This is a genomic window from Pedobacter sp. NJ-S-72 (genome assembly GCF_053890575.1).
Map to the genome: position 1 here is coordinate 2,932,667 of NZ_CM132681.1, position 22,348 is coordinate 2,955,014.

31 protein-coding genes and 1 pseudogene are annotated in these 22,348 nt (G+C 39.9%); 3 read left to right on the forward strand and 29 right to left on the reverse strand.

All coding sequences use genetic code 11. The features are described 5' to 3' along the window. Window position 1: 1 nt before the first annotated feature. The 3 genes from ACWYN3_RS19635 to ACWYN3_RS19645 form a co-directional block, all read right to left on the reverse strand. A complete protein-coding gene (locus ACWYN3_RS19635; protein WP_456222633.1) occupies window positions 2–448 on the reverse strand; it encodes a protein-disulfide reductase DsbD domain-containing protein in 447 nt (148 codons plus the stop codon). Window positions 449–536: 88 nt separating this feature from the next. After that, on the reverse strand, window positions 537–995 hold the full coding sequence (locus ACWYN3_RS19640; protein ID WP_456222634.1) for a pyridoxal-phosphate dependent enzyme: 459 nt from the start codon (window positions 993–995) through the stop codon (window positions 537–539). Next, window positions 889–1,452: a PLP-dependent cysteine synthase family protein gene (locus tag ACWYN3_RS19645; protein WP_456222635.1), complete on the reverse strand. Its 564-nt coding sequence runs from the start codon at window positions 1,450–1,452 to the stop codon at window positions 889–891. Before ACWYN3_RS19645 ends, ACWYN3_RS19640 begins: the two co-directional genes overlap by 107 nt. A 331-nt stretch (window positions 1,453–1,783) precedes the next feature. Between ACWYN3_RS19645 and ACWYN3_RS19650 the strand changes: the two are divergent. Together ACWYN3_RS19650 and ACWYN3_RS19655 are read left to right on the forward strand one after the other, a co-directional pair. Then, a pseudogene (locus ACWYN3_RS19650) lies at window positions 1,784–2,250 on the forward strand (Lrp/AsnC family transcriptional regulator). A gap of 40 nt (window positions 2,251–2,290) precedes the next feature. Further along, window positions 2,291–2,728, forward strand: a complete 438-nt coding sequence (locus tag ACWYN3_RS19655) for a GNAT family N-acetyltransferase (protein ID WP_456222636.1) — start codon at window positions 2,291–2,293, stop codon at window positions 2,726–2,728. Window positions 2,729–2,731: 3 nt separating this feature from the next. Here the strand turns inward: ACWYN3_RS19655 and ACWYN3_RS19660 are convergent, their stop codons facing one another. The 26 genes from ACWYN3_RS19660 to ACWYN3_RS19785 all read right to left on the reverse strand — a co-directional run bounded on the left by ACWYN3_RS19660 (window position 2,732) and on the right by ACWYN3_RS19785 (window position 21,698). After that, window positions 2,732–3,355: a hypothetical protein gene (locus ACWYN3_RS19660; RefSeq protein WP_456222637.1), complete on the reverse strand. Its 624-nt coding sequence runs from the start codon at window positions 3,353–3,355 to the stop codon at window positions 2,732–2,734. A gap of 1 nt (window position 3,356) precedes the next feature. After that, entirely contained in the window at window positions 3,357–3,650 is a 294-nt protein-coding gene (locus ACWYN3_RS19665) for a hypothetical protein (protein ID WP_456222638.1), read from the reverse strand. Between the two features lie 10 nt (window positions 3,651–3,660). After that, complete coding sequence (locus ACWYN3_RS19670) at window positions 3,661–4,638, reverse strand: phthiocerol/phthiodiolone dimycocerosyl transferase family protein (RefSeq protein ID WP_456222639.1); 978 nt, start codon at window positions 4,636–4,638, stop codon at window positions 3,661–3,663. Between the two features lie 2 nt (window positions 4,639–4,640). Beyond that, window positions 4,641–4,982, reverse strand: coding sequence for a hypothetical protein (locus tag ACWYN3_RS19675; protein ID WP_456222640.1), 342 nt, complete (start codon window positions 4,980–4,982; stop codon window positions 4,641–4,643). After that, complete coding sequence (locus tag ACWYN3_RS19680) at window positions 4,979–5,923, reverse strand: condensation domain-containing protein (RefSeq protein WP_456222641.1); 945 nt, start codon at window positions 5,921–5,923, stop codon at window positions 4,979–4,981. Before ACWYN3_RS19680 ends, ACWYN3_RS19675 begins: the two co-directional genes overlap by 4 nt. A gap of 175 nt (window positions 5,924–6,098) precedes the next feature. Further along, entirely contained in the window at window positions 6,099–6,932 is an 834-nt protein-coding gene (locus tag ACWYN3_RS19685) for a glycosyltransferase (RefSeq protein ID WP_456222642.1), read from the reverse strand. Further along, complete coding sequence (locus ACWYN3_RS19690; RefSeq protein ID WP_456222643.1) at window positions 6,929–7,153, reverse strand: hypothetical protein; 225 nt, start codon at window positions 7,151–7,153, stop codon at window positions 6,929–6,931. The genes ACWYN3_RS19685 and ACWYN3_RS19690 overlap by 4 nt, the downstream gene beginning before the upstream one ends. A gap of 10 nt (window positions 7,154–7,163) precedes the next feature. Continuing rightward, entirely contained in the window at window positions 7,164–7,550 is a 387-nt protein-coding gene (locus ACWYN3_RS19695; RefSeq protein ID WP_456222644.1) for a glycosyltransferase, read from the reverse strand. A 164-nt stretch (window positions 7,551–7,714) separates the two neighbouring features. Next, complete coding sequence (locus ACWYN3_RS19700) at window positions 7,715–8,371, reverse strand: hypothetical protein (protein ID WP_456222645.1); 657 nt, start codon at window positions 8,369–8,371, stop codon at window positions 7,715–7,717. Between the two features lie 22 nt (window positions 8,372–8,393). Then, window positions 8,394–9,155: an alpha/beta fold hydrolase gene (locus tag ACWYN3_RS19705; protein ID WP_456222646.1), complete on the reverse strand. Its 762-nt coding sequence runs from the start codon at window positions 9,153–9,155 to the stop codon at window positions 8,394–8,396. After that, a complete protein-coding gene (locus ACWYN3_RS19710; protein WP_456222647.1) occupies window positions 9,137–9,445 on the reverse strand; it encodes an acyl carrier protein in 309 nt (102 codons plus the stop codon). Before ACWYN3_RS19710 ends, ACWYN3_RS19705 begins: the two co-directional genes overlap by 19 nt. Window positions 9,446–9,476: 31 nt before the next feature. Then, on the reverse strand, window positions 9,477–10,961 hold the full coding sequence (locus ACWYN3_RS19715; protein ID WP_456222648.1) for a 4'-phosphopantetheinyl transferase superfamily protein: 1,485 nt from the start codon (window positions 10,959–10,961) through the stop codon (window positions 9,477–9,479). Continuing rightward, window positions 10,946–11,482 carry a hypothetical protein gene (locus ACWYN3_RS19720; RefSeq protein WP_456222649.1) on the reverse strand — a complete coding sequence of 179 codons (537 nt, stop codon included), beginning with the start codon at window positions 11,480–11,482 and terminating at the stop codon, window positions 10,946–10,948. The genes ACWYN3_RS19715 and ACWYN3_RS19720 overlap by 16 nt, the downstream gene beginning before the upstream one ends. Beyond that, on the reverse strand, window positions 11,479–12,987 hold the full coding sequence (locus ACWYN3_RS19725) for an acyltransferase domain-containing protein (RefSeq protein WP_456222650.1): 1,509 nt from the start codon (window positions 12,985–12,987) through the stop codon (window positions 11,479–11,481). Before ACWYN3_RS19725 ends, ACWYN3_RS19720 begins: the two co-directional genes overlap by 4 nt. Continuing rightward, window positions 12,966–13,739: a beta-ketoacyl [acyl carrier protein] synthase domain-containing protein gene (locus ACWYN3_RS19730; protein ID WP_456222651.1), complete on the reverse strand. Its 774-nt coding sequence runs from the start codon at window positions 13,737–13,739 to the stop codon at window positions 12,966–12,968. Before ACWYN3_RS19730 ends, ACWYN3_RS19725 begins: the two co-directional genes overlap by 22 nt. Window positions 13,740–13,766: 27 nt before the next feature. After that, window positions 13,767–14,318 carry an SDR family NAD(P)-dependent oxidoreductase gene (locus ACWYN3_RS19735; RefSeq protein ID WP_456222652.1) on the reverse strand — a complete coding sequence of 184 codons (552 nt, stop codon included), beginning with the start codon at window positions 14,316–14,318 and terminating at the stop codon, window positions 13,767–13,769. 53 nt (window positions 14,319–14,371) lie between these two features. After that, complete coding sequence (locus tag ACWYN3_RS19740) at window positions 14,372–14,977, reverse strand: hypothetical protein (protein WP_456222653.1); 606 nt, start codon at window positions 14,975–14,977, stop codon at window positions 14,372–14,374. Window positions 14,978–15,202: 225 nt separating this feature from the next. Beyond that, on the reverse strand, window positions 15,203–15,454 hold the full coding sequence (locus tag ACWYN3_RS19745) for a hypothetical protein (protein WP_456222654.1): 252 nt from the start codon (window positions 15,452–15,454) through the stop codon (window positions 15,203–15,205). Further along, window positions 15,418–16,017 carry a phosphopantetheine-binding protein gene (locus ACWYN3_RS19750; RefSeq protein WP_456222655.1) on the reverse strand — a complete coding sequence of 200 codons (600 nt, stop codon included), beginning with the start codon at window positions 16,015–16,017 and terminating at the stop codon, window positions 15,418–15,420. The genes ACWYN3_RS19745 and ACWYN3_RS19750 overlap by 37 nt, the downstream gene beginning before the upstream one ends. Further along, window positions 16,017–16,532: a hypothetical protein gene (locus ACWYN3_RS19755; protein WP_456222656.1), complete on the reverse strand. Its 516-nt coding sequence runs from the start codon at window positions 16,530–16,532 to the stop codon at window positions 16,017–16,019. The genes ACWYN3_RS19750 and ACWYN3_RS19755 overlap by 1 nt, the downstream gene beginning before the upstream one ends. Next, on the reverse strand, window positions 16,529–17,077 hold the full coding sequence (locus ACWYN3_RS19760) for an acyltransferase domain-containing protein (RefSeq protein WP_456222657.1): 549 nt from the start codon (window positions 17,075–17,077) through the stop codon (window positions 16,529–16,531). The genes ACWYN3_RS19755 and ACWYN3_RS19760 overlap by 4 nt, the downstream gene beginning before the upstream one ends. 10 nt (window positions 17,078–17,087) lie before the next feature. Continuing rightward, the gene (locus ACWYN3_RS19765) at window positions 17,088–17,396 is read right to left on the reverse strand and encodes a hypothetical protein (protein ID WP_456222658.1); all 309 of its coding nucleotides are present in this window, start codon (window positions 17,394–17,396) and stop codon (window positions 17,088–17,090) included. Between the two features lie 68 nt (window positions 17,397–17,464). Beyond that, window positions 17,465–19,549 (reverse strand): beta-ketoacyl synthase N-terminal-like domain-containing protein, encoded by a 2,085-nt coding sequence (locus tag ACWYN3_RS19770; RefSeq protein WP_456222659.1) that lies wholly within the window; start codon window positions 19,547–19,549, stop codon window positions 17,465–17,467. Continuing rightward, window positions 19,485–20,513 (reverse strand): nitronate monooxygenase, encoded by a 1,029-nt coding sequence (locus tag ACWYN3_RS19775; RefSeq protein WP_456222660.1) that lies wholly within the window; start codon window positions 20,511–20,513, stop codon window positions 19,485–19,487. Before ACWYN3_RS19775 ends, ACWYN3_RS19770 begins: the two co-directional genes overlap by 65 nt. Then, window positions 20,476–20,817 (reverse strand): hypothetical protein, encoded by a 342-nt coding sequence (locus tag ACWYN3_RS19780; RefSeq protein ID WP_456222661.1) that lies wholly within the window; start codon window positions 20,815–20,817, stop codon window positions 20,476–20,478. The genes ACWYN3_RS19775 and ACWYN3_RS19780 overlap by 38 nt, the downstream gene beginning before the upstream one ends. Window positions 20,818–21,440: 623 nt before the next feature. Continuing rightward, on the reverse strand, window positions 21,441–21,698 hold the full coding sequence (locus ACWYN3_RS19785) for a hypothetical protein (RefSeq protein WP_456222662.1): 258 nt from the start codon (window positions 21,696–21,698) through the stop codon (window positions 21,441–21,443). Window positions 21,699–21,803: 105 nt separating this feature from the next. Between ACWYN3_RS19785 and ACWYN3_RS19790 the strand changes: the two genes are divergently transcribed. Further along, window positions 21,804–22,295: a hypothetical protein gene (locus tag ACWYN3_RS19790; RefSeq protein WP_456222663.1), complete on the forward strand. Its 492-nt coding sequence runs from the start codon at window positions 21,804–21,806 to the stop codon at window positions 22,293–22,295. The last annotated feature ends 53 nt before the right edge of the window (window positions 22,296–22,348 follow it).

Genomic DNA, 22,348 nt, shown 5'->3' on the forward strand with positions numbered 1-22,348 from the left:
TCTACTTTACAGGAATACTGAAATCAACTTGTTCAGGAGGCAGACATTGTTTGTCATTACAAGTCATAAATTCTACCGTTCCTTTAACTATTGCTTTCGTACCTTTCAAGACTACCTTTTGCTGGAATAAAACGCTTTTCTCAAAAAAGCTTACATCCATTTTAAAGGTATCTTCATACCTGTGGATAGATTTTGGTTCGATAGTTTTGCCGCTTAAAGTATAATCTTTAGCAGCAGGGAAAGCAAAAGTAGTCTTAACCGGCCCCCCATCTTTGATATTTTGAGAGTATAAATGCCATCCATCTTCAATAGTCGCTTTGATGTAAACTATAGCTTCTGTTTTACTGGTTCGTTTTGCAGCATAACTCCAGGTTACTGGCTTTAAAAGCTGACTGTGGGCAGCCAGCGTAAATAAGATAATAATGGTTAGTAAAAGTGATCTTTTCATTGTTGTAAGCGATTGATTTGGTTGATTCTTTTTTATTGGTTGATATTTTTTTTTGTTGATATAGTTCTTTATTATCGTACAGGCTTTCTTATTTAAGCCTGCATATTGGGTGATAATTAATAAATTCCGTATCAGGGGCTAAATAACCTTCTTTAACTGGCTCCTCTCTCATTAAATCAGTACTTAGATATTTCTTATTACTGTCAGAGAAGATAGTTACGACACAGCTATCTATTCCTAATTCCTGCTGCAATTTGATCGCACCAATTACATTGGCTCCCGAAGAAATCCCAACTGCCAAACCTAACTGGCTGCCTAATTTCTGGGCCATTAATATAGCATCCCCATCATTTGCCTGGATCACCTGATCCATTTCATCCAGTTTTACGATTTCAGGAATAAACTCATCTGATATGCCTTGTATCCTGTGACTTCCCACTTTATAACCAGTAGTCAGTGTTGGAGATTCTGCTGGTTCTAATGGGTGGATCTTTATATCCGGATTTTTGAACTTTAAATATCGGGCCGACTCCCATGATAGTTCCACCTGTGCCTACGCCGGCTACAAAGGCATCTGGCACCAGGTTATTCAACCTAAGCTGTTCCCAAATCTCGACACCTGTAGTTTCCTGATGTGCTTTCGGATTATCTGTGTTTTCAAACTGACGGGGTAAAAAAGTATGGTCATTCTCTAAAGCCATATCTTCAGCTAATTTAATACTCCCTAAAAATCCGCCCTGCTCTTTGCTCACCAATACGACTTCAGCACCTAAACTTTTGATAATATCAATTCTTTCTTTGCTCAACCAGTCTGGCATAATAATTTTCACCGGATGCCCCATTGCTTTACCGATTGCGGCAAAAGCAATCCCCGTATTACCACTGGTCGCCTCAATAATTTCATCCCCAGGCTTGATCATACCATTTTTATAAGCATGGTATAAAGTAAATAAGGCAATCCTGTCTTTAATACTTCCGGTTAGATTATAGTGTTCGCATTTCACATATACTTTGCCTGCTTTGCCTTTATAAGTAAGTATAGCGCAATTCCAACATTGGCGTATTACCAACCAAATGCCATAAATGCTCAAATTTCTTTTCAAGATCTGCTGTTAAACCATTTATTTTTGCTGTGCTCACTAACATAATTATCTTATTTAATTTTACCTGATATTTCAGTAAAACTCTGCAATTCAAATTTTAAGAACAATACTTATCTATAAATCCGAAAATTTTACGGAAAATGACAGATAAACTTTATCTTTTTACATTCAAGCCCTTCTATTCAGCGAATTAAATAGTATTTTTCCATTCACAATTTTATCCCCTAAAAAGATGCATGCAGAATTAGACCCGACAGATCTGGAGATTTTAAGAATTTTACAGAAAGATGCAATGCTGACCAATAAAGAGATAGCCTTTAAATTGCACAAGTCAATAGCTACCGTTCACGACAGAATAAAGAAACTAAAAGAGAAAGGTTATATCAAAAGAGTTGTTGCTATTCTGGATAGACAGAAGATTAATAAGAGAGTCTGATTGCCTTCTCACAGGTCTTATTAAAAGAGCATACAGCCGACTCATTAAATGAGTTTGAGCGTGAGGTAGCAAAATTCAACGAAGTGATGGAATGTTTTCAAATGACCGGGGCATTTGATTTTATTCTTCGCATCGCAACCAGTGATATGGAAAGTTATCATTTATTTCTGCGTAATAAACTGGCAATACTACCAAATATCAGCACTGTTCAAAGTTTTTTCGTCTTATCTGAGACTAAGAGTGATACGGCATACCCGTTATAAATAAAACCAGATCTATTGTAATTTAAAAACACCCACAATTATGCCTTTGTATATTAGAAATCTAAAAATTGAAGATTCGGAAGCAATTACCAGCTTATCAAAACAACTGGGTTACCCGGGTACAAAATCAGAAACGGAAGCGAGAATAAATGCTGTATTAATACATGCTGACCACTGTGCATTTGTTGCTGTGATAGAACAAACAATTATCGGATGGATCCATGGGTTCTATACAATCAGGTTAGAATCAGAACCATTTATTGAGATTGGAGGGTTGGTTGTGGATGAAAACTATCGCAATCAACAGGCTGGAAGAAAGTTAGCGGAGCAAGTGAAAGAATGGGGAATAAAAAAAGGGAGTAGCAAACTAAGGGTAAGATGTCAGACTAAAAGAACTGAAACACATCGGTTTTATCAAAAAATAGGTTTTGCACAGACTAAAGAGCAAAAAGTATTTGATCTGGATATGCTAAAGTAAAATTCAGTCCTTTAATAAAAGATGCCGGTCACCTCCCTTATAGTGATCTGCGTGATGATCCTCCCTGGGTTGATCAATGTGATTATCTTCGTTAGATTGATCAGACTGCTCCTCCTCAGGATAAGGCAAATGATGCTTTTTTTTTAACTTTTTGATTGGTAAATAGGTAAAAAGAACGGAAAACACCCCGGCAGTCATTCCCAATAAAACTGCAAGAATAGTACCATTATAATTATAAAGCTCAGGTAAACCAAAATAAAGCCCTAACATCACCGCAAAAACAAATGACAACGTACAAAAACCATTAATACCGGCCATTTGAAAGATAAATTTGTTCTTTTTAAAGCCTTCCGGCAAAATGATTTCTGAATGGCCTTTCTCTGAAAGTGTAATTGTTTTTTTCAGAATATCAAAAGTGATGATAAAAGGTAAGAAGAATGCCATTGGCAAAATGAACCTCGCCAGGTTCTGTTCTCCGGCAAACAAATGAACTGCATTCAGATCCGAAAAACTGAAGTATGGGATAATTGTATTAAAGACAACATTAGGAACGATATAATACAGCAAATTCTTGCGTAAAAAACGCTTTAGCGTAATCTCCTTTTTTTTACTCTCTGTGGTTAACATATCAGGCAACAGATAATTGTTTATGATCTTCAAATATTAAATTCATCGCTTCTGTTTTGATCTGCCCGGCTTCCTGCTCAGTCAGGAAAGTATCATTGGATACAAACGTAAAATCCATTCTGTTTTTGAAAGTACTCGCTACTAAGGTGTTCGGGTTTCTCCACGGAAAAGCGACCGTCGGGCTATGAATAGCAACGACTTCGAAAGTTTGATAGATCTCTGCAATCCTGAGTTTGCCCATATTGGAAAGGGTAACATCATGTGTACCATCAGTAGCCTTTAAAAATTTGATCATTTTTTACTCACTACCGGAAAAAATATTCACTCATCCATAACAATTCTTCTACTTTCAAGGCTTTTACTTTGGTATTCAGATCGGCTTTCAATGTTCTGGCCATCGTCCAGAAATCTGTCTCCGTCTTCTTATCTATATCCAGTTCTACAATTGGTGCAAAGGCAAACATCGTATCATTTTTAATCTCAGGGATAAACTGTCTGATATCGACAGGACAGATTACTTTTCCATGCGCTTTTGTTCCCCTCACCTGCTGAAAAGCCTTCATTACTGCAATGCATAAAGTAGCATGCACCGAAGTTCCCGCAGCTTTACTCAGTTCAACCAGCTCTGTAGTCTGCTGCTGATCAAGGCTCCAGTGCAATGCATAATTATTTCCTGCTGCTATTTTTCGATGAGTCGGCTTAAAGTAAAAGAAAGCTTTCCCCAATAAAGAGAACATACGGGCTTTAAGTATTTTTGCCTGGGAAACAGCAAAACCAGGCGTTAAAAGTTCTTGTACAGAATTAAAAGAAGCGTATGGAACAAGCTGCATCTCCGGCTGATCCAGCAGATATAACATCTCCTGCATCAGGGTTACTAGCGTAGATCCATCACAGACACAATGCGGAAGTACCCACAACAGATCTGATGTTTCGGCCGATCTCAACCAGACTATTCTTGCCAATGGTTCATTTTCATCATCAAAAAGTTTATTCCATTCTGCTTTCGATTCATCCAGCCAGTCATTCTCGCTCTTGCGTTCAGTAATCCGCACAGGGATCTCTTTTATATTTTCGTTTAAAATGAAATATGGTCCTCCGGTTTGTTCATCATCAATCTGCATCCTTAAGAGCGGATGCGGATGTTTCTGCTGTATTTTATGCAATGCTGAACGTAAAAATTCCGGATCAATAACTCCACGAATTTTTACGGCGAAAATGCAGTTAACTGGTGTTAATGCATCCACATACATAATCCTTTCTCCGATGATCAACTTTCTTTTCATTTTTATGCGGGTTGAAGCTGTGTTTGTAATTGTTCTTTAAGAATTGACATGATCCTGCCCTGTATAGCCTCTCCTTCTGCATAGGGCACAAATCCTTCGCTTGCTACGAACGAAAAGTCCATTTGCCCGCGGTAGATAGAGGTCATCAGTGAAGTTGTATTGCCCAAAGGGCCAATCACAGTAGGTGTGTATATCGTTTCTATTTCAAATGTTTTGTACTGATGAGGAATAGGCATCCTGCCGATATTAGAGAACATGCAATCATTACTTGATTTGCCATGTTTTAAAAAGCGACTGAATTTATTGAGTATAGGGTGTGCTTTTTCCAATACCATCAGCATCAAAAATATGGATCAAGCTTTTTAACCTTTTGTTTGATATCTTTTTGTATAGCCTTTGCATTACTCATAAAATCAAGTTCCGGATAAGAACTAACCACGAACATGGAGCCAAAAGCAAAGATGTTATCCTTTTTTATATTCCGATTAAGTGTACGCAGGTCAACCGGGCAGGAAATTTTATTATGTGAATTTTCTTTTCTTACATCTTTAAAAGCCTGTAGCAGCACTGCACATAAAAGTGTATTGATAGTTACACCAGCACTTTTACAGAAACTGGATATTTGTGTAGTCATCTCTTCTTCCAGTTTCCAGCTCAGCATATAGTCCTTTTGTCTATCTACAGCTTTTCTGCCAGCTGGCATCAGCCATAAGGCTAAAACTGCAAAGCCACCAATCAGACTTGCTTTGAATTTTTTATTTCTATTATCGAGAATCTCAGGGGGTACGATATCCGAGAGCCCTTTAATGGGATTTTCCTGACCAACATCAGCATCTCCATTGTCAATCAATTCGCATAATAATGCAGCCAGAATAGTCAGTATAGAACCACCATCAATAAGACAGTGGTGAATAACCATAAAAAGCTCAGAAACCCCGTCACCTTTAACCCAGATTATCCGCATCATTGGTTCCAGATCTGTTTTAAATGGCACCAACCATTGATTTATTGCCTCGCTTTGCCAGTGATCATCACTCTCTCGCGGAATGATTTGCACCGGAATTTTAACAGGTCTGTCAAGATCTGTTGTAAAACAAGGACGGTTGTTTTTATCATAGGTGATTACTGCATTGAGCCATGGGTGCTTTTGCTGTAATCTCAATAAGGCATGATGCAAACTTGCTGTAGAAAATTCTCCGCGGATTTTCACAGGAACAACTCCGTTGAACGGCGTATATCCATCACCCAGCATCAGCCTTTCCCCAAATAATAGTCTTCTGTTCATCGGCGTTAATTATTTTTTTCAACTAATTGCTCCGCCTCAGCAAAATCCTCCAGCAGTTGTACTGCTTTATCATTCCCTCCTGCGGAGATAAAGGTTTCATTGATTTTCAATGCAGCATTCTTGTATTTTGGGTTCTCCAGCAACTCGAAAACACTACTTTTCAGATCTGCTATTTTTAATCGTTTATAACGGATACTGATTCCACCACCCGATTTTTTTCTATCAGTTTGGCCGTATGGAAATGGTCATAGGCAATTGGTGTGATTAACATGGGTAAACCGTTGGTAAAAGTATCATTGACTGTATTAAAGCCACCATGGCAGATTACGGCATCCATATGGGGCATCAATTCTGTTTGTGGCACAAAACCATTCACAATAAAATTATCCGGCCATACTTCAAAAATATCGGGGTTGGTAGCCGCTATAATAGTCACCGGTTCATTTGCAAAAGCATCAATCAGTTTCTGAAAAAATGCGGCCCTGATATCAACCAGTAAGGTCCCTAAAGACACAAAAACCTTTGGTGTTTTTGCCTGAGCCAGTCTTTCCCAGTCAAAAGCAGCATTATTTGGTCTTCCTTTGACCGGACCTACAAATCTCATATGCGAAGGCACCTCCTCAAATCCGGCGAAAGCCTGAGAAGTAAAAACAAGGTTCAACTTAGAAGAGTGGATAAAAATCCCATCTTCTGTTATACCCAATTCCTGTTGCAGACCTTTAATTAATTGTTGCTGCCATTCAAATATTTTAGGGGCACTATTTGCTGTATCTCCCATTACATCTGGTGGAACCGGTGTCGTAGTTACCGATGGAATCCCTTTCATATGTGCACATAATGCGCCTGCAAAAGTAATGCAGTCATTGACGATCACATCTGGTTTCCACTGATCCACAAAATTGTTCAAACCTTTAATCATCATCCTGGCAAAAGGAACATAAGTTTCTTCCAGGGCCAGTTTCATAACTTCAGGACCAGAACACGAAGGCCCATCATCCTGACGTTTCAAAATCCGGGTAATCTCTTCCTTATATTCCAGTAAATCTGCTTCAGGGTAAATAAACTCCCAGGGTAAATAAACTCCCCTCCTTCAGGTATGTGCTTGTCCGCAAGCGGTGTAATTCCTATCCATTTCACTTCATGCCCACGGGCGATTAAAGTAGAGCCTATGCTAAGAGTTGGGCTGATATGACCAAAAAAAGGGGGTACGACGAATAAAAATCTTGACATAATTCCTGTTTTAACTATTTAATAAAAACAAAGGTTCATTGACACTAAACTGCTCCAGTAATGTGGCGGCGGTTTCTGTACCGCCTGCATCTATAAAAGATTGTTTGATTTTAAGGGCCGCAGCTTTGAAAGCCGGCTCCAGAAGAATTTCTTTGACTGCTTCCTGGAGATGTCTCGCTTTGAAACGATTGAAGTTCAAGCGTAAACCAGCGCCTACACGCACTACCCTGCCGGCCACATGTGACTGATCATAAGCGATTGGGATCACCACCATTGGCAAACCATTCATTAAGGTTTCACAAACGGTATTATGTCCGCCATGACAAACCACGGCATCTAAATGAGGCAGCAGTTCCAATGCGGAACCACACGCTGTACAATAAAGTTCTCTGGCCATACTTCAAAAAGTGAAGGGTCTGAGACTACGACCACAGTCAGATCTTCTTCTCCAAAAGCTTCAATTACTTTGGCAAAAAAGTTCTTTTTATGTTCGTGGTCAAAAGTAGTACCGATACTGACTAATATTTTGGGCCTGTTATTTTTTTTTGCAGCACCTCCCAGTCAAAAATATATTTTTACCGGTTTACGGTTAATAACCGGTCCTACAAAACGATAATAATCTGGAAGTTCGAGTTCTCCAAAAAATGCTTTTGAAGTCAAAACCATCGTTAAGAGACAAGAACAGGCAATAGAGGTTGATTTATCAATACCGAGTTCTTTCTGCAGGGCGACAATCTGGTTCACCTCCCATTCATGAACTTTAGGTAACTCGTCCATTATTTTGATAGCAGCTGGCGCAGTAACTGACGTTGCATAGGGCATTTTCTGGTTAACCGCAGCTATAGCTCCGGCAAACATCTGGTGATCTGTAATGACCAGGTCTGGCTTATATTTCTCCAGCCAATCCACTATACCTTCATAACTGTGACGGTTTAATGGGATTAATACCTCTTCATACAAAAACTTAATACTGTCTATTCCATAGACAATTTTTTTGGTGATGATATCAAGATATTGTTCGCTATCCTGTTTCTGCTGATCACTCTCATTATATTTGATCAATAATAATTCACCACCTTCCGGTAATTTGGAACCCAGATCAGGATCAAGTGTAATCCAGCCAACCTGGTGTCCACGCTGAATCAAAACAGCACCCATACTTAAGGTAGGATTAATATGACCTGTTAAAGGAGGAACAATAAATACAAATTTTGCCATTGAGCTTAGGTAAGGTTGACAATTAATTCTTAAAAAATCCGGAAACAAGCTCCGCGATCATTACGGGTTCCTGAATCGGGATATTATGATCACCATCCAAAGGAATCAGATCAGATCTGCTGATTTTTCTATTGAGCTGTTTACCCGCTTCCAGACAATTGGAAGCCGATCCATAAAGTAAAAGGGTATCCTTTTTCATCGCATTAATTTCAGGCGCGTTAAAGAACCCGCTTTCCTGAATCATATCTCTTTTGATACTGGTTTGATAAAACAGGTATTCATACATGCGGTGATTACGATCCATCTGTCTTTTACCCATTTTCACTTTAGTGGTATCTGTAAAATTAGCTACGTAATGTTCCAGAAACTCCCGGCTGTATTCTTCAATAATACCACGGGTTTGAGCATCATTGGGGTCCGGGGCTTCTATCAAAACCAGTTTCCTCAATCTTTCGGGGAAACGTAAGGCCATTTTCAAAGCAATGAGACCACCAAAACTATAGCCTGCCAAATGCACCTTATCCAGGTTCAGCACTTCCATCAAAGCATAAAGATCATCAGTCATACTGTTCAGGTCATAACCTTCCAGTGCGCGTTCACTCATTCCATGACTCTTCAAATCGTACATCACCACATGAAAATGCGCTGCCAGTACCGGAGCAATATTGAAGTAATAAACAGAGAGGTTACTGAACATCCCATGAATTAAAAGAACGGTTTCGGCCGCTCCTTTATTAAGTTCCTGAATGTGCACATCCCTGTGATTTACTTTGATGACTGGCATTCGTGTATATAATTAATAATCATTTCCAGATTCAGATTAATCAGCTGATCAAGATCCATTGCGGATAACCATCCTGTAAAATCAATTTGTTCGCCAAAGTGTGTTTTGATCTTTTCTGAGAAAGACACAATTTCTATACTGTCCATTTCAAGATCTTTAGTAAAAGAGCTTTTAGGCGTGATATCCATTTCTTCCACAAATTCTTCTCCTATGACCTCTGTGATAAATTGCTTCATCAAATCAAAGATCTCGTCGTTATTTAACTGTCGATTTTTCGCTATTGTGTCCATCCGATTATATAATTATTGTGTTTAATGGTCTTTATGAATATGTCTTTAATGCGTAACTCTTCGCCCCGATCTCTTCTACTACATAGGCTTTAGGATTACCCTGTAAACCTTTGCCCAGGTATTTACCATAAGCTTCTTTGGCTGTCCAGAAACGGGTTGCCCACTCGGCTTTGTCTTTTCCCTCCAGTAAGGCCATTTCGGTATCGTCAAATGCGAGATCAAAAAAGCCTGTACTGCGCTCTTCAATACTTTCTATATCAATACCTACGGGCCTGTCTAAGCGCGCAACCCCCACGGCATCAGTTCCTTTATGTGCTAAAGAAACATGAATACCAGCAGTTTGACCTCCGTGAGGGTAAGGTTTTTGCCGCTCGTCTGACTTGATTTCAAACGTGATCGGATAACAGGCTTGTTGTTTTTCTTTATTAAGCAGATTTCTTACTGCATCTTTTACGGCCACCCGGCTGATCATCCAGGCTTTTCTTTTATTAGGCATCAGCGAATTATGGTATTTTTTCTCCTCCTGATTGAAATAACGTTTCAGGATAAAATCCCATGAAACACACTCTTGAGAGTAAGCATTATGGAACATAAAAATACCTGGTGCAATTTCTTTCGATAAACGGTTATGAAGCGGTGACATCGATACGCTCCATAAAGCATCGTCTATTTCCAGTCTTCTGTTCTGCCAGCCTGAAATAATTGCCCACACCCGGTTGTTACGTTTAATAATAAAATCGCCTGTGGCAAATTCTCCGTTCATTTCTGTCAGTACGCAAGTACATTCAAACTCACCCTGCTGATCATGCATATTTTCAAAAAACTCGATCTCTTGTATTTTTACCGGAAAAGCAATTCTGTCTTTGGTCAGGATTAATTGTAACCAGAGTCCAAAGAGCTGACCTGCATTATCCAGCAGGGACCCTTTTCCGGCACCACTTTCAATGATACCTGTAATTCCTTTTTCGCCAACGGCTTTGAGTGATTTTATCCCCTGATAACCTGGCCCGTGAAACATATGATTTTCATAAATCTGCTCCGGAGTTCTCTGTATATCCAGCACTTTACCAATATCAAATGATTGATGACCCGGTATACCCAATTGCGTAGATAAAATGACTTCAGCATTTGCAAAACGCTCTAAATTGAGATATACCCTTTGCTGATCTTTCCACTCACCTGTAATGGTTTCACGGAAAGGTTTAATCACATTCATCCATTGAAATACCTTAATATTCAGTATTTTCTGTACCTGTTCCCCTAGAGACTGTTCTTCAGCAATCTCTCCGAACAATTCAAAAATCATCGTCATTGGAATAACCGGGTCCATATCATCGACACAATGCCAGTCTTTTGGCTGTCTTAACAGGGCGTGATCTTTCAGATAAGGACAATTTTCGAGTGTAATGTCTAACTGCTTAGAGAAAGGAATTCTTACAGGAGTTGATATAACCGGTGCTGATACCCCAGGTGATGCCTGAACAGGGGCTGATGTATAATTTACAGGTGCAGACACATAGTTTGCCGGTTGTAAAACCCTGTTTTTAAATAGCTGCTGTATCTCAGCCTGATATTGACTATTTCCAGCATATTTTCATTAAAGGCCTGCAACACAGGATCAGCCACATCTTCCAATAACTCTTTAGCATAAACTAACGGATTTGGCTGTGCATAAACTGATGATTGTACAGCTAGTTCTTTAAGCGTAGTTAAACCACTAATTATTGGTAAGCCTAGTTCTAATTTGATGCCTTTCCCTTTTAAAACAGGACCAGATCTGGTTTTACCTATAAAGCTCAATCCAGCTTCTTTCCCTTCTACAAATAAAGCGGCAATAACACGCTGTAACTGAGTTATTCCAGACCTGATTGGTACGTTTGAAGAGATCGTACTGAAGCTTTTTCCTTTCAATGTATCATCTATAAAACCAACTAATCCGCCCGATCCGATCTGTATAAATACTCTTGCACCCTGTTCATAAAGCTTCTCGGTCAGTTCACGGAACCTTACTGGTTTGATCAGGTGTTCTGCACTCAAATGCCTGATCGCTTCAAAGCCTTCAGGATAAATTCTAAAGTAGTAGTAGTAGCTGACCACAACGGCGTGGTTGTTTTACGAAATTGCATATCCTTCATTCCTTCGAGGATCACTTCCAGCTTATCAGCGATAAACGGAGAGTGGAAACCTGATTGAAATGGTAATATCTGATGAAAGATTTGTTTCGCTTTTAAAACAGGGGTTAGTTCTTCCAGCGCATTCTTACTTCCACACAGGATAACCTGCTGCGGACAATTATCATTTGATAGATATAAGTCGTTAATATCAGCTATGATTGGCAGAAGCTGTTCTATTCCGCAACCCACGGCAATAAATCTGGAACCTTTCAACTCAAAGGTTTCCGGGTTAAGCACTTTCAGCAATTGTAAAACTGAGCTTTCTTCGGCCAGTTCTGACGATCTTGCGGCCAGCCATTCACCTAAACTATGCCCTGCATTCATGTCAGGCTGTACGCCTAATTGTTTCAGCGCTATATCTAATACACTGCTTTTACCCAGTGTTTTTAAAGCCTCACTCAGCAAACCATCGGCTTTAATATGCTGATCTGTTTCTATATCAAAATAATCAGCTACGGTTAACACTTCGCCACCGGCCAGTCCATCTAAACCAGGAAATACAAAGGCAATTTTTCCGCCATTGCTGATTAATGGTTCATTAGTATACCAGATATCCTGTTTATTACGCCACGGATTATTTTTCGAAGCAATCTTGATTGCCTTTTGCATTCTTTCTGGCGTTGGATCAAATACTGCGATACGGTAATTCCCCGTACCTGTACTATAATTCTGATTTTCTAAAGCACTAATCAGCTCTTCATGCGTTGGACGCGCCAGTAACAGCACCTCATCTTTTTTAGCCGCATTAAAGCCTTCCAATACCACGTGGGCATTGATCCCGCCAAAACCAAAGGCATTGACCCCGGCAATTTTAGGCAAACCGGATTTCTCCCAGCTTAATGGTTCCTGCACAGCTAAAAAGCGTGTTTTCTCTAGTTGTGCCAAAGGATTTTCACAATGAAAGGTTGGCGGTAAGGTGTCATGGTACAAGGCTAAACAGGTTTTAATTAAACCTGCAATTCCTGCTGCTGGCATCGCATGGCCGATATTTGATTTTACCGTTCCGATACCTGCTTTTGGTAATTCATGATCAGAACCAAAAAACTGTGTCAGTGTTTCCAATTCTGTTTTATCTCCCAGAGGCGTACCTGTACCATGTGCTTCAATATAACCGATAGTTGAGTGAGATACTCCTGAGTTCTCCCAGGCCTGTTCTATAGCCCGGAGCTGACCTTTTACTGAAGGGCTCATTACACTTGTGCCACTTCCGTCACTGCTGATCCCTACCCCCTTGATGACTGCATAAATCCGGTCTTTATCTTGTATCGCATCTTCAAGACGCTTTAAAACAACAAACCCACAACCTTCACCAATAATTAAACCATCAGCACCCTGATCAAAGGGTTTTATCTTTTCTTGTTTAGACAATGCACCAAGGTTGGAGAAGATACTCCAGAAACTGCATTCTGCCCAACATGTACACCACCAGCAATCACCATGTTACAGCGTCCACTATTTAACTCCTGAACAGCGTGATCTATAGCAATTAGTGAGCTGGCACATGCTGCATCCAGTGTAAAAGCAACGCCCCCCAGATTTAAGCGGTTAGCGACCAGTGAGGCTACTAAATTCGGAATCAATCCCATGGCAGTATCAGGCCCGAAACGGCCTTTACGCGACTGGAATTCATGTTTTACTTTTTCTATATCTTCTGTTCCCAGATGAGGCAGTAAATCTTTCAATACCGCTGCAATCTGTTCACCAGTTCTTACAATTTCTATGGCTCTTGTAGCACCAGGACCTGCATAATTACCTTTTCCAATGATAATACCTGTTTTTTCCAACGAAGTATTCTTCTCAAAGACACCTGCATCTTCCAGCGCGCTGTAAACCAGATCCAGCGTTAACAAATGATCGGGTTCTGTACCATTCACAGCTACAGGAAGGATACCAAAACGCTGAGGATCGAAGTTATATTCAGGAATAAAGCCTCCCCTGTTGCAATAAAAACGGTCCACCCCGGTTTCATCTTTATCGAAGTGTACCGGATCGATACGATCCGGCGGCACAACTTGAGTAGAATCAACCTTATTTATTATATTTTTCCAGAATGTATCCAGATCTCCCGCACCAGGGAAAATACAAGACATTCCAACTACAGCTACATCCGTTTTCTTCATCAGGGCATATTATTTAAACCAATCCAGCTACCAGTTATTTCCTGCCATGATGAGTACCTGACTCTCTTTCCCATACTTCAGCTCATTTAAGAAAGTTTCCATACCATCTTGTAATGGGATCAATGCGATGCCTCTTCTCTCGTATTCTTTTTCTAAGGTTGGAGAAACCATTCCGGCCCCTTTCCATGGTCCCCAGTTAATCGCTAACACCTTTCCGTTGATTTTTTGTTTCAAAGCCCAGGCGTATCTGTCCATTACACTATTAGCAGCTGCATAATCTGTTTGTCCGCGGTTACCATAAACCGAAGCAATACTTGAAAAAAGAATCACAAACTGAGTTTCAGATCTTAGTTTTTCTGCCAGTACTCTTAAGGGAGTAACTTTAGTATCAAAAACCCTTTCAAAAGACGCTGATGTTTTGCTATGGAACAATTTATCTTCTAACAAACCTGCACCATGTACAACGCCATCAATACGCCCATGTTTTTGGTAAACACTATCCACAAAACGGCTCAGTCCGTCTTCATCTCTCAGATCGAGTGATTCATAGACCACTTTAGATCCGCCATTCTCCAGCATAGCGATACTATTCAGGATTTGGTTGTTCTTATAAATTCTCGCTGTTTCCTGTTCTATTTCTGCTGGTTTTTTTTAATCTCGCCCTGCTGAATCAGATAGCTTCTGATTTCATCTTTTGTCTTTAACAATGCTGCTTTACCCTGAACTGCTGATTTTGGATCAGCTGAGCGGCCAACAAGGATATAATTGCAAGGATAGTCTTTCGCAAAATGGATCATCAGCTCAGCAGTTATTCCCTGAGCACCACCCAGAACTAATACAACTGCATCTTTATCCAGTTGAATATGGGAATCTTCCAGTCCGGTTATCAGTTCAGCAGGAATCAGTTCCATAATATGTCTTTTATCTCCGTGATAGATGATTTCTGATGGGGTATCCGGGTTTAATATCTCGTTCAAAGTGATACCGGCGATCTCTTCTGCCGACATACTAGTTTCCAGACTTACCAGTCTGCATTTCGTATTTTCATACTCCCTGTCCAGACTTTTGAAGAAGCCTGAATACCCCTGATAAAGTCTCAGCATTTCTACATCAGTACTATCAGTCAGATAAGTCCTGACATCAGAGATCATATAAACCCATTTCGCTTTTTCAAAATCCAATTGTTTGATCATTTCAAAATGCTCAATGATCACTGATTTTTTTTCTGTGCTAAACATATTCAGGATAATCAGCCCCTGGTAGCTCTGTAAATCGTCTCCAGCGGATACAACACATCGACAACAGCGCCATGTTTTTTAAACAGGTTTTTAATTTTAATTGCCTGTCCATGACCATCATCAGTAATTGCGAAACGCTGTCCTTTAAGGATCGCAGCCTCAATATCAGCTAATGCAGCAGGGGTAAGTTCAAATCTCAGTCTTGATAACTTCTCTAAACCCGCATCATCGCCTACGCTTTCTTCTATAATTTTTTTTTGCTTCAGTCAGTACTTCATCAGTACCTGATTCAATTTCCGAAATCCAGTTAACCAAACCGTTAAGTGTTTTGATAGCTGCAAGTTTCTCCATTAAATCATCACTCTGCTCTTCTCCTTTACTAAAGCCAATTTTCAATTTCAGCTCTCCGATTATTTCCATTCTTTTGATCGAATCGATACTCAGGTCTGCTTCAAGGTCAAGATCCATACCCAGCATTTCTTCAGGATATCCTGTTTTTTTTCACTTACAACGGACAGGATAGCTGCTCTTAGTTCTTCGGTTGAAAACTTTAGCTGCTGATTATTATTGTTTACTGTTACTTCTATATTAATTGTGGTAGAGATATTAGTCCCGGCCGGCACTGCATTCTCTGTGATCCAGTTAACCAGTCCGTTTAGGGTCTTTATGCCTGCCAACTGTTCCATCACTGTGTCTTCACTGTGTGTACTGCTAAAACCGCCTAATTCGGTGCGTAAAGCACCTATTATTTCCAAACGTTTAATTGAATCAATACTCAGATCAGCTTCCAGATCCATCTCCATACCCAGCATTTCTTGCGGATACCCGGTTTTATCACTTACAATCTGCAATAAAGCCAGTTTAACATCCTTTTGTTCTGCTACAGCTTTCACTGCGGTAGCAACGGGTTGTTGTAAAACAGGCTGTGCTACTGGTGCTGGTGCATAATGAGTTGCTTGTGGTATTGATTGCGCTAAAACTGGTTGCGGGTTACTCAGTCCATTATTTAAAGGGACATGCTGACCTAAAAACGTAAGCATTACATCACGCGTGCCTGGATTAGCAATTTCATACTATTCAAATACTCCTGCATCATCAGATCACTGGCAGATTGTGCTGCCTGCATAGGTTCCGATCTTAATTCTCTATTTTTCATTTGTATAGGTTCTATGATAGGTAACGCCCCATTTGCTGGTAGTTTTCCGTTCGACGGAATTGCATGCTGACCGTTGACGAACCAGACTGTGGGACTTTTTTTATACAATGCCGGTTCATTAAGATTTAATAATCTTGCGCCACGGCCTTCAAATAATTTCTCGATATGGATATCACGTCCGGTAGAGATATAAGTTGCCAGCATACATAAAAGATGGGTCAGTTTATTAAGACCATTATCTTCTGCATGCATTAAAAGTTCGTCTTTACCTAAACAAGCTTTTGTTAAGCCCGACAGCACTTTACCTGGGCCAACCTCTATAAAGATTCTGGCCCCTGCTGCATACATTTCCTGTACCTGATCTACAAACTTCACCGGTTTGATTAAGTGGTCTGTCATCTTTTTTTGATCTGATCTGCCTGTACCGGATATTCCTGTGCAGTCGTGTTTGACCATACTGGTAAAGTCAAATCGTTGAAAGTAACCCCTTCCAGTACCTGCTGATAAAGTTCTTTTGATTTAACAACCAGCGGACTGTGGAATGCACACGCAACTTCTAATTGTCTGAAAGATATTTTCGCTGTTTTAAGCACCTCCATCAACTGGGTTATAGCTGGCGTAGAACCTGCCAGTACACATTGCATAGGTGAATTATAGTTAACTGCGTAGATATCCGTTAAACCTGAAATAATTTTCTGCAATTCTTCCTGTTTCGCATTTACGGCAACCATAGCGCCCGTATCGCCGCCTTCAACAGCATCCAGAATAGATTTTGCTCTTGCTGCACTTAAATTTACCAGTTGATTTTCGGCAAATGCACCAGCAAAACATAAGGCTGGAAGTTCTCCGTAACTATGCCCTGCCACCATATCAGGGACAATACCAAGAGTTCTCAGGAAGTTGGCTATAGCCAGATTAACAATCCCCAGTATAGGCTGAGCCATACGGGTATCTTTAATATTTTTTTTTTTGTTCTTTCAATAATGCAGCATCAAATACAGCATTCGGGAACAATACTTTTTCATATTCTGGCAAGTCTTTCAATAACTCACGCATAGCCGGGAAGATGACAAAAAGGTCTCTTGCCATATTAATGCGCTGACTGCCTTGTCCGGGGAACATAAAGACCACTTTACCATCTCTTTTTTTAGTGGCATAAGTATCTTTACTTTCTATACCAGAAAGGGTTAGCTCTAGCTTCATGTTAAGATCTTCCGCGCGGTCTGCTACAATACATAATTGTACGGGCTTGTTGTCGGCCATTGCCAGACTGTAGGCGATATCTTTTAAATCTATCTGAGCGTTACTGTCCAGTAATGTTTTGACTGACGTTAATTTAGTTTTCGCTTCTTCATAAGTATCACCTCTAAAAACGAATAGTTCTGATGGCCATGACTTAATAATGTTGGCACTTCAGCATTTACTGGGTTGCTATTCTCAATCACGGCATGGAAATTCGTTCCTCCAAATCCAAATGCACTTACTCCTGCATAACGTTTATTTTCCATCCATAATCCAGCTTCTGTATGAAAAGCAAATGGACTTGTTGTAGCATTATAATAGCTATTTGGGTTTTTCAAATGGATAGTTGGTGGTTTAATACCGTGATAAACCGATAACGAGGCTTTAATTAAACCAGCCAGACCTGCGGCACATTTGGTATGTCCGATCTGGGTCTTTACAGATCCCAGATGCGACTGACCAGCAATTGCCCCTGCTTGTATGAATTTATCCGTCAAAGCACTTAATTCTGTACGGTCACCGACAACGGTTCCTGTTCCATGTGCTTCAACTAAACCAACAACAGATGGGGTTATACCCGCCTGATCATAAGCACGTTCCAATGCCTGTACCTGCCCGTTTTTACGCGGCGCGGTCAAGCCTAAACTTTTACCATCACTAGAACCACCAACACCTTTGATCACAGAATAAATCCGGTCTCCGTCTCTTAGCGCATCTTCGTGTCTTTTTAAAACGACCATTGCAATTCCTTCACCTAATGCAATTCCGTCAGCTTCTGAATCAAAAGTTGCACATCTGCCTTTACGTGAAAGTGCGTGTGTACTTGAAAACATCAGGTAATCGTTGATTCCGTTATGTAAATCGGCCCCGCCTGCAAGTACCATATCAGACTTTCCAAGAAACAATTCCTGACAGGCAAGATCGACTGCTGCAAGTGAAGAGGCACAGGCCGCATCAACTGTAAAGTTACGCCCGCCCAAATTCAAGCGGTTTGCTACTCTTCCGGAAATTACGTTGGCCAGGATACCAGGAAACGAATCTTCGGTCATTTTTGGTAATGCCTGATCTATTTCAGATGGCATCTCTCCAAATACTTGTTTATAGAAACACCTGAATCCATAGCTGTTTGCCAGGTCATTACCACCTTCGGCACCTATAATTACAGATACATTTTCCTGATCAAAACCACCATCCTGATAACCTGCATTTTCCATTGCTTGTTTAGCAACCATCAGGGTTAACAATTGTGTAGGTTCTATCGCAGCAAGTGATTGTGGAGGAATACCAAATTCCAGCGGATCGAAATCTATTTTCGGAATAAAGCCCCCCCACTTAGAGTGAGACATATCTCCTGCGGCAGATTCCGGATTATAATATAATTCTTTGTTCCAGCGCTCATCAGGGACTTCGGTCACACTGTCTTTCCCTAAGATAATATTGCGCCAGTATTCTTCGATATTTTTAGCACCAGGAAAGATACAAGCCATACCTACTACAGCAATATCCAGTGATTTCCCTGTTTTTTCTGGCGGCGAAGAAAGTTCAGCATTTAAGATATGCTGATAATTTCCTTCGGCTACCTCCTGATGCAATTCAAGCAAGGACACTACTTTATTTTGCATCGCAGCTATCTGGCCAATCATATACATACCCAGGGTAAGCTGTTCGGCTTCATTAATCGTAACCAACTCATCCCCCCTGCGTTCTATACCTTTGGCAGCAATTCTTAAACGTCCTACGTTAAGCGTTTCCAGTTTTGCCCAGATTTCTTTCTTATCAATCCCTTCTTTTTGAAGTTTTTCTTTTTCTTCGCTAAAAAATTCCGAAAATGGAGATTTAAGACATCTTGTTTCATGACCGGGAGCAGTTTCCAGTAATATAGTATCACTAGCACTTACTGCCTGTTGCTGAAATTTTTCTTGAATAGCACCTGTACTTACTGCTTCTTTCGTATATAAATACGCAGTTCCCATCAGTACACCTACTTTTACGCCTTTTGCTGCAAGTGGTGCAGCCATAACGGCGATAAAGGCAGCAGAAAAAGAATCGTGGATACCACCTGCAAAAAACACGCTAATCTGTTCTGGATTATCTTCTTTCAATAAACGTTCAATTTGTTTTTCCCAAAGCACCATGCTTGATAAAGGACCAACGCCCGCATTCTCTGCCTTCAAAAACAAATCTCCGGGCTCCTTCTTTTAAGAACATATCTAAAAGAGATGCTGAAGGTACATGAAGGAATGTTTTTATTCCTGCTTTTTCAAGTGGTTTTGCTTGTGAAGGACGACCGCCGGCAATTAAAACTACCGGTGGTTTTTCTTCCAGAATATATTGCATTTGTTCGTCCCGTAATTCTTGCGGGGCAAAACCAAGAATACCTACACCCCAGGTCTTTTTACCTGCAAGCCTTTTGGTTTCTTTAATCAGATTTTTTGCCGTTTCTCCTTTGAGTAAGGATAAGGCTATAAAAGATAAGGCCCCTGCACCAGATACAGCATCTGCAAATTGTGCAACATCACTTACTCTTGTCATTGGGCCCTGTGCTATAGGGTACACAAGGTTTAGTTCTTTAGCTAATGGATTTTCAGGGCTGATTACATTGAGTGATTTCGCCTGGTTTAAATGTCCGTATACTGCCTCCTGAAGACCAAATGCAAATTTACCAAGTTTTTTATATCTGTTAAAAAGATCTGATGCGAGGGCGATATCCTGTCCTAAAGGAAGATAACTCTTTTCAAGATCGAAATCGACAAAATAAGCTGTGAGTTCTTTATTGGATATGTTATGTGCAATAGCTGGTGAATTTGGACGGGATAAAACACGGTAGCTGTCAACCAGCTTTGTTTCTGTACCGCTCAATTTGGTACAGATATCTTTGATTGATTTGGGGCCACTGCATTCCGGGAATAAAACCAGCTGGCTATCTAATATAACCCCCGCAGCACCCTGAGCCATTAAAGCCGCCGCAGTATGTACACCTACGCCGCCCTGTATCCAAACAGGAATATCTTTTATTTCTTGTATAATACGTTGAAACAGAACGAATGAAGATTCGTTACCAACTCTTCCGGCTCCCTCATTACCTTTCACGATGATCCCATCAGCAAGCGAAGCTTTTGCCAGTTTTGCCGACTCCATATCGTAAACCTGATTGATTGATCAGTTTAACTCCTGGTTTACATTGAATCTCTATATCATAAGGTATAATAATCAGACTTACCTGAGCAGGAAGTATGATAGATATAAAATCAGAAGATGGGAAACACACTCCAAAATCTGTCACACCACGCTGTATTAATTCATTAACCGCATGAACAGCAGCATCCTGCTGATATCCAAGGTTAATCACAGGAAAAATCCCCGCTTGTATTAAAGCAATTGCAAGTTCTGTATCGGGCTTCTCAAATGGGGTTATTCCGATTATCTTAAGATTTTCCATCATAGTAGTAGGTAGATAAATATTAAACTTTATAGATATTACGCTGTCAAAAACATCAATTACAAATTGGACCCTTACGTCAAAGAATACACCTCGGCTATCGCCAGAATAATTAGAATTAAGCCAATAAATTAGCTAAATCGAAAAAACAATAATCGAGGTGAGTCTTAATTCTTTCAATAGGACAAATTTACGACTCTGCCCATAGGTTTTCTGCCTCAGAAAGAGGAATGAACAAAAAGAATAAAACAGGTATTATTTATTCATCATATAATAACATGAAAGAAATAAAAACCAGAAATCTGATAAAACAAAATGAAATGAAAATAACCGAACGATCAGCAATTAAGACGATTTCCCGGGATTTCACACCGATATGAAGGAGAAGTATCAAATTTATCAGCCTCAATTCAAAAACACAAAACCCTAACAATGAGGCACTTTTAAAGTAAAATAGCCACCACAGAGTTGTGGCAGCTATATTTTTGTATGGTTCACTATTTATTTTAAGTAATGAATTTTTATACTAATTACAGGAAAATAGTATTTTAAGGTATTTTTATCTTCTATTTTAAGTTAATATCCGACTTCTCAACATAATGAACAAGCTTTCGGAGCATAAGTTGTTAAACTGACGGTTCCCATCTCACAACGTCTCCCCACATGTCGTAAATATCGCCTTTTGAAATGCGTATATATTCAGCTTTTGCAGCTTTTGCATTATAAATTCCCTCCTCCTGCCAGGTTTCATATTCCTCATCAATTACTGTCTGAAATAGAACCTGCTGCCCATGCTGAGGCAACGTGGTTTTGTCGAGTTTAACTTCCATGTTGTAAACATATAAACTTGCATCGACATTCCCTATATGTTTAAAGTCATTCAAACATTCTCAAAACTATGTTGCTGTCTGTCTGCATCCAAGAAAAAACCGGCTTTTTAGCCAAATTTCGGTGATTAAGGTGTTATTTATTTATCTACTTATTAAATTATGACTAAATCAATTCGCAAATTAACTGACAAATCCCCAGCGTTTTTTTTTTTTGAGCGTTTATCATGGAGCTCAGTATTCGCAGGTGCATTTATTGCGATTGCTGTTCAATTATTATTAAGTTTATTAGGCCTGAGTATAGGTTTTGGAAGTATTAATCCTTTAGAAGATGCAAAACCTTTTAGTGGATTAGGAACAGGTGCACTGATCTGGTGGATCATAACTATGTTGATTTCATTATTTGCAGCAGGCGGCTTGGTAGCTGGCTGGTTTTCTAATCAGATACAAAAAACAGATCTGATTTTACATGGTTTAATTACCTGGCGCCTGCTGACTTTCCTGAATATTTATCTGGTTACATCTTCAGTAAGCAAAATTGCTGGAGGTGCTGGTTCAGTGATTACCAAGGGACTTTCAATGGCAGGGAAAGGTATTGAAAGTATAGCACCAGAGGTATTGCTGCACGTAAACGTGAAGCAATACATACAATAGTTGTAGAAGACTAAAAAAACGAAACCCTTTCTGATTGTTAATTCAATCGGAAA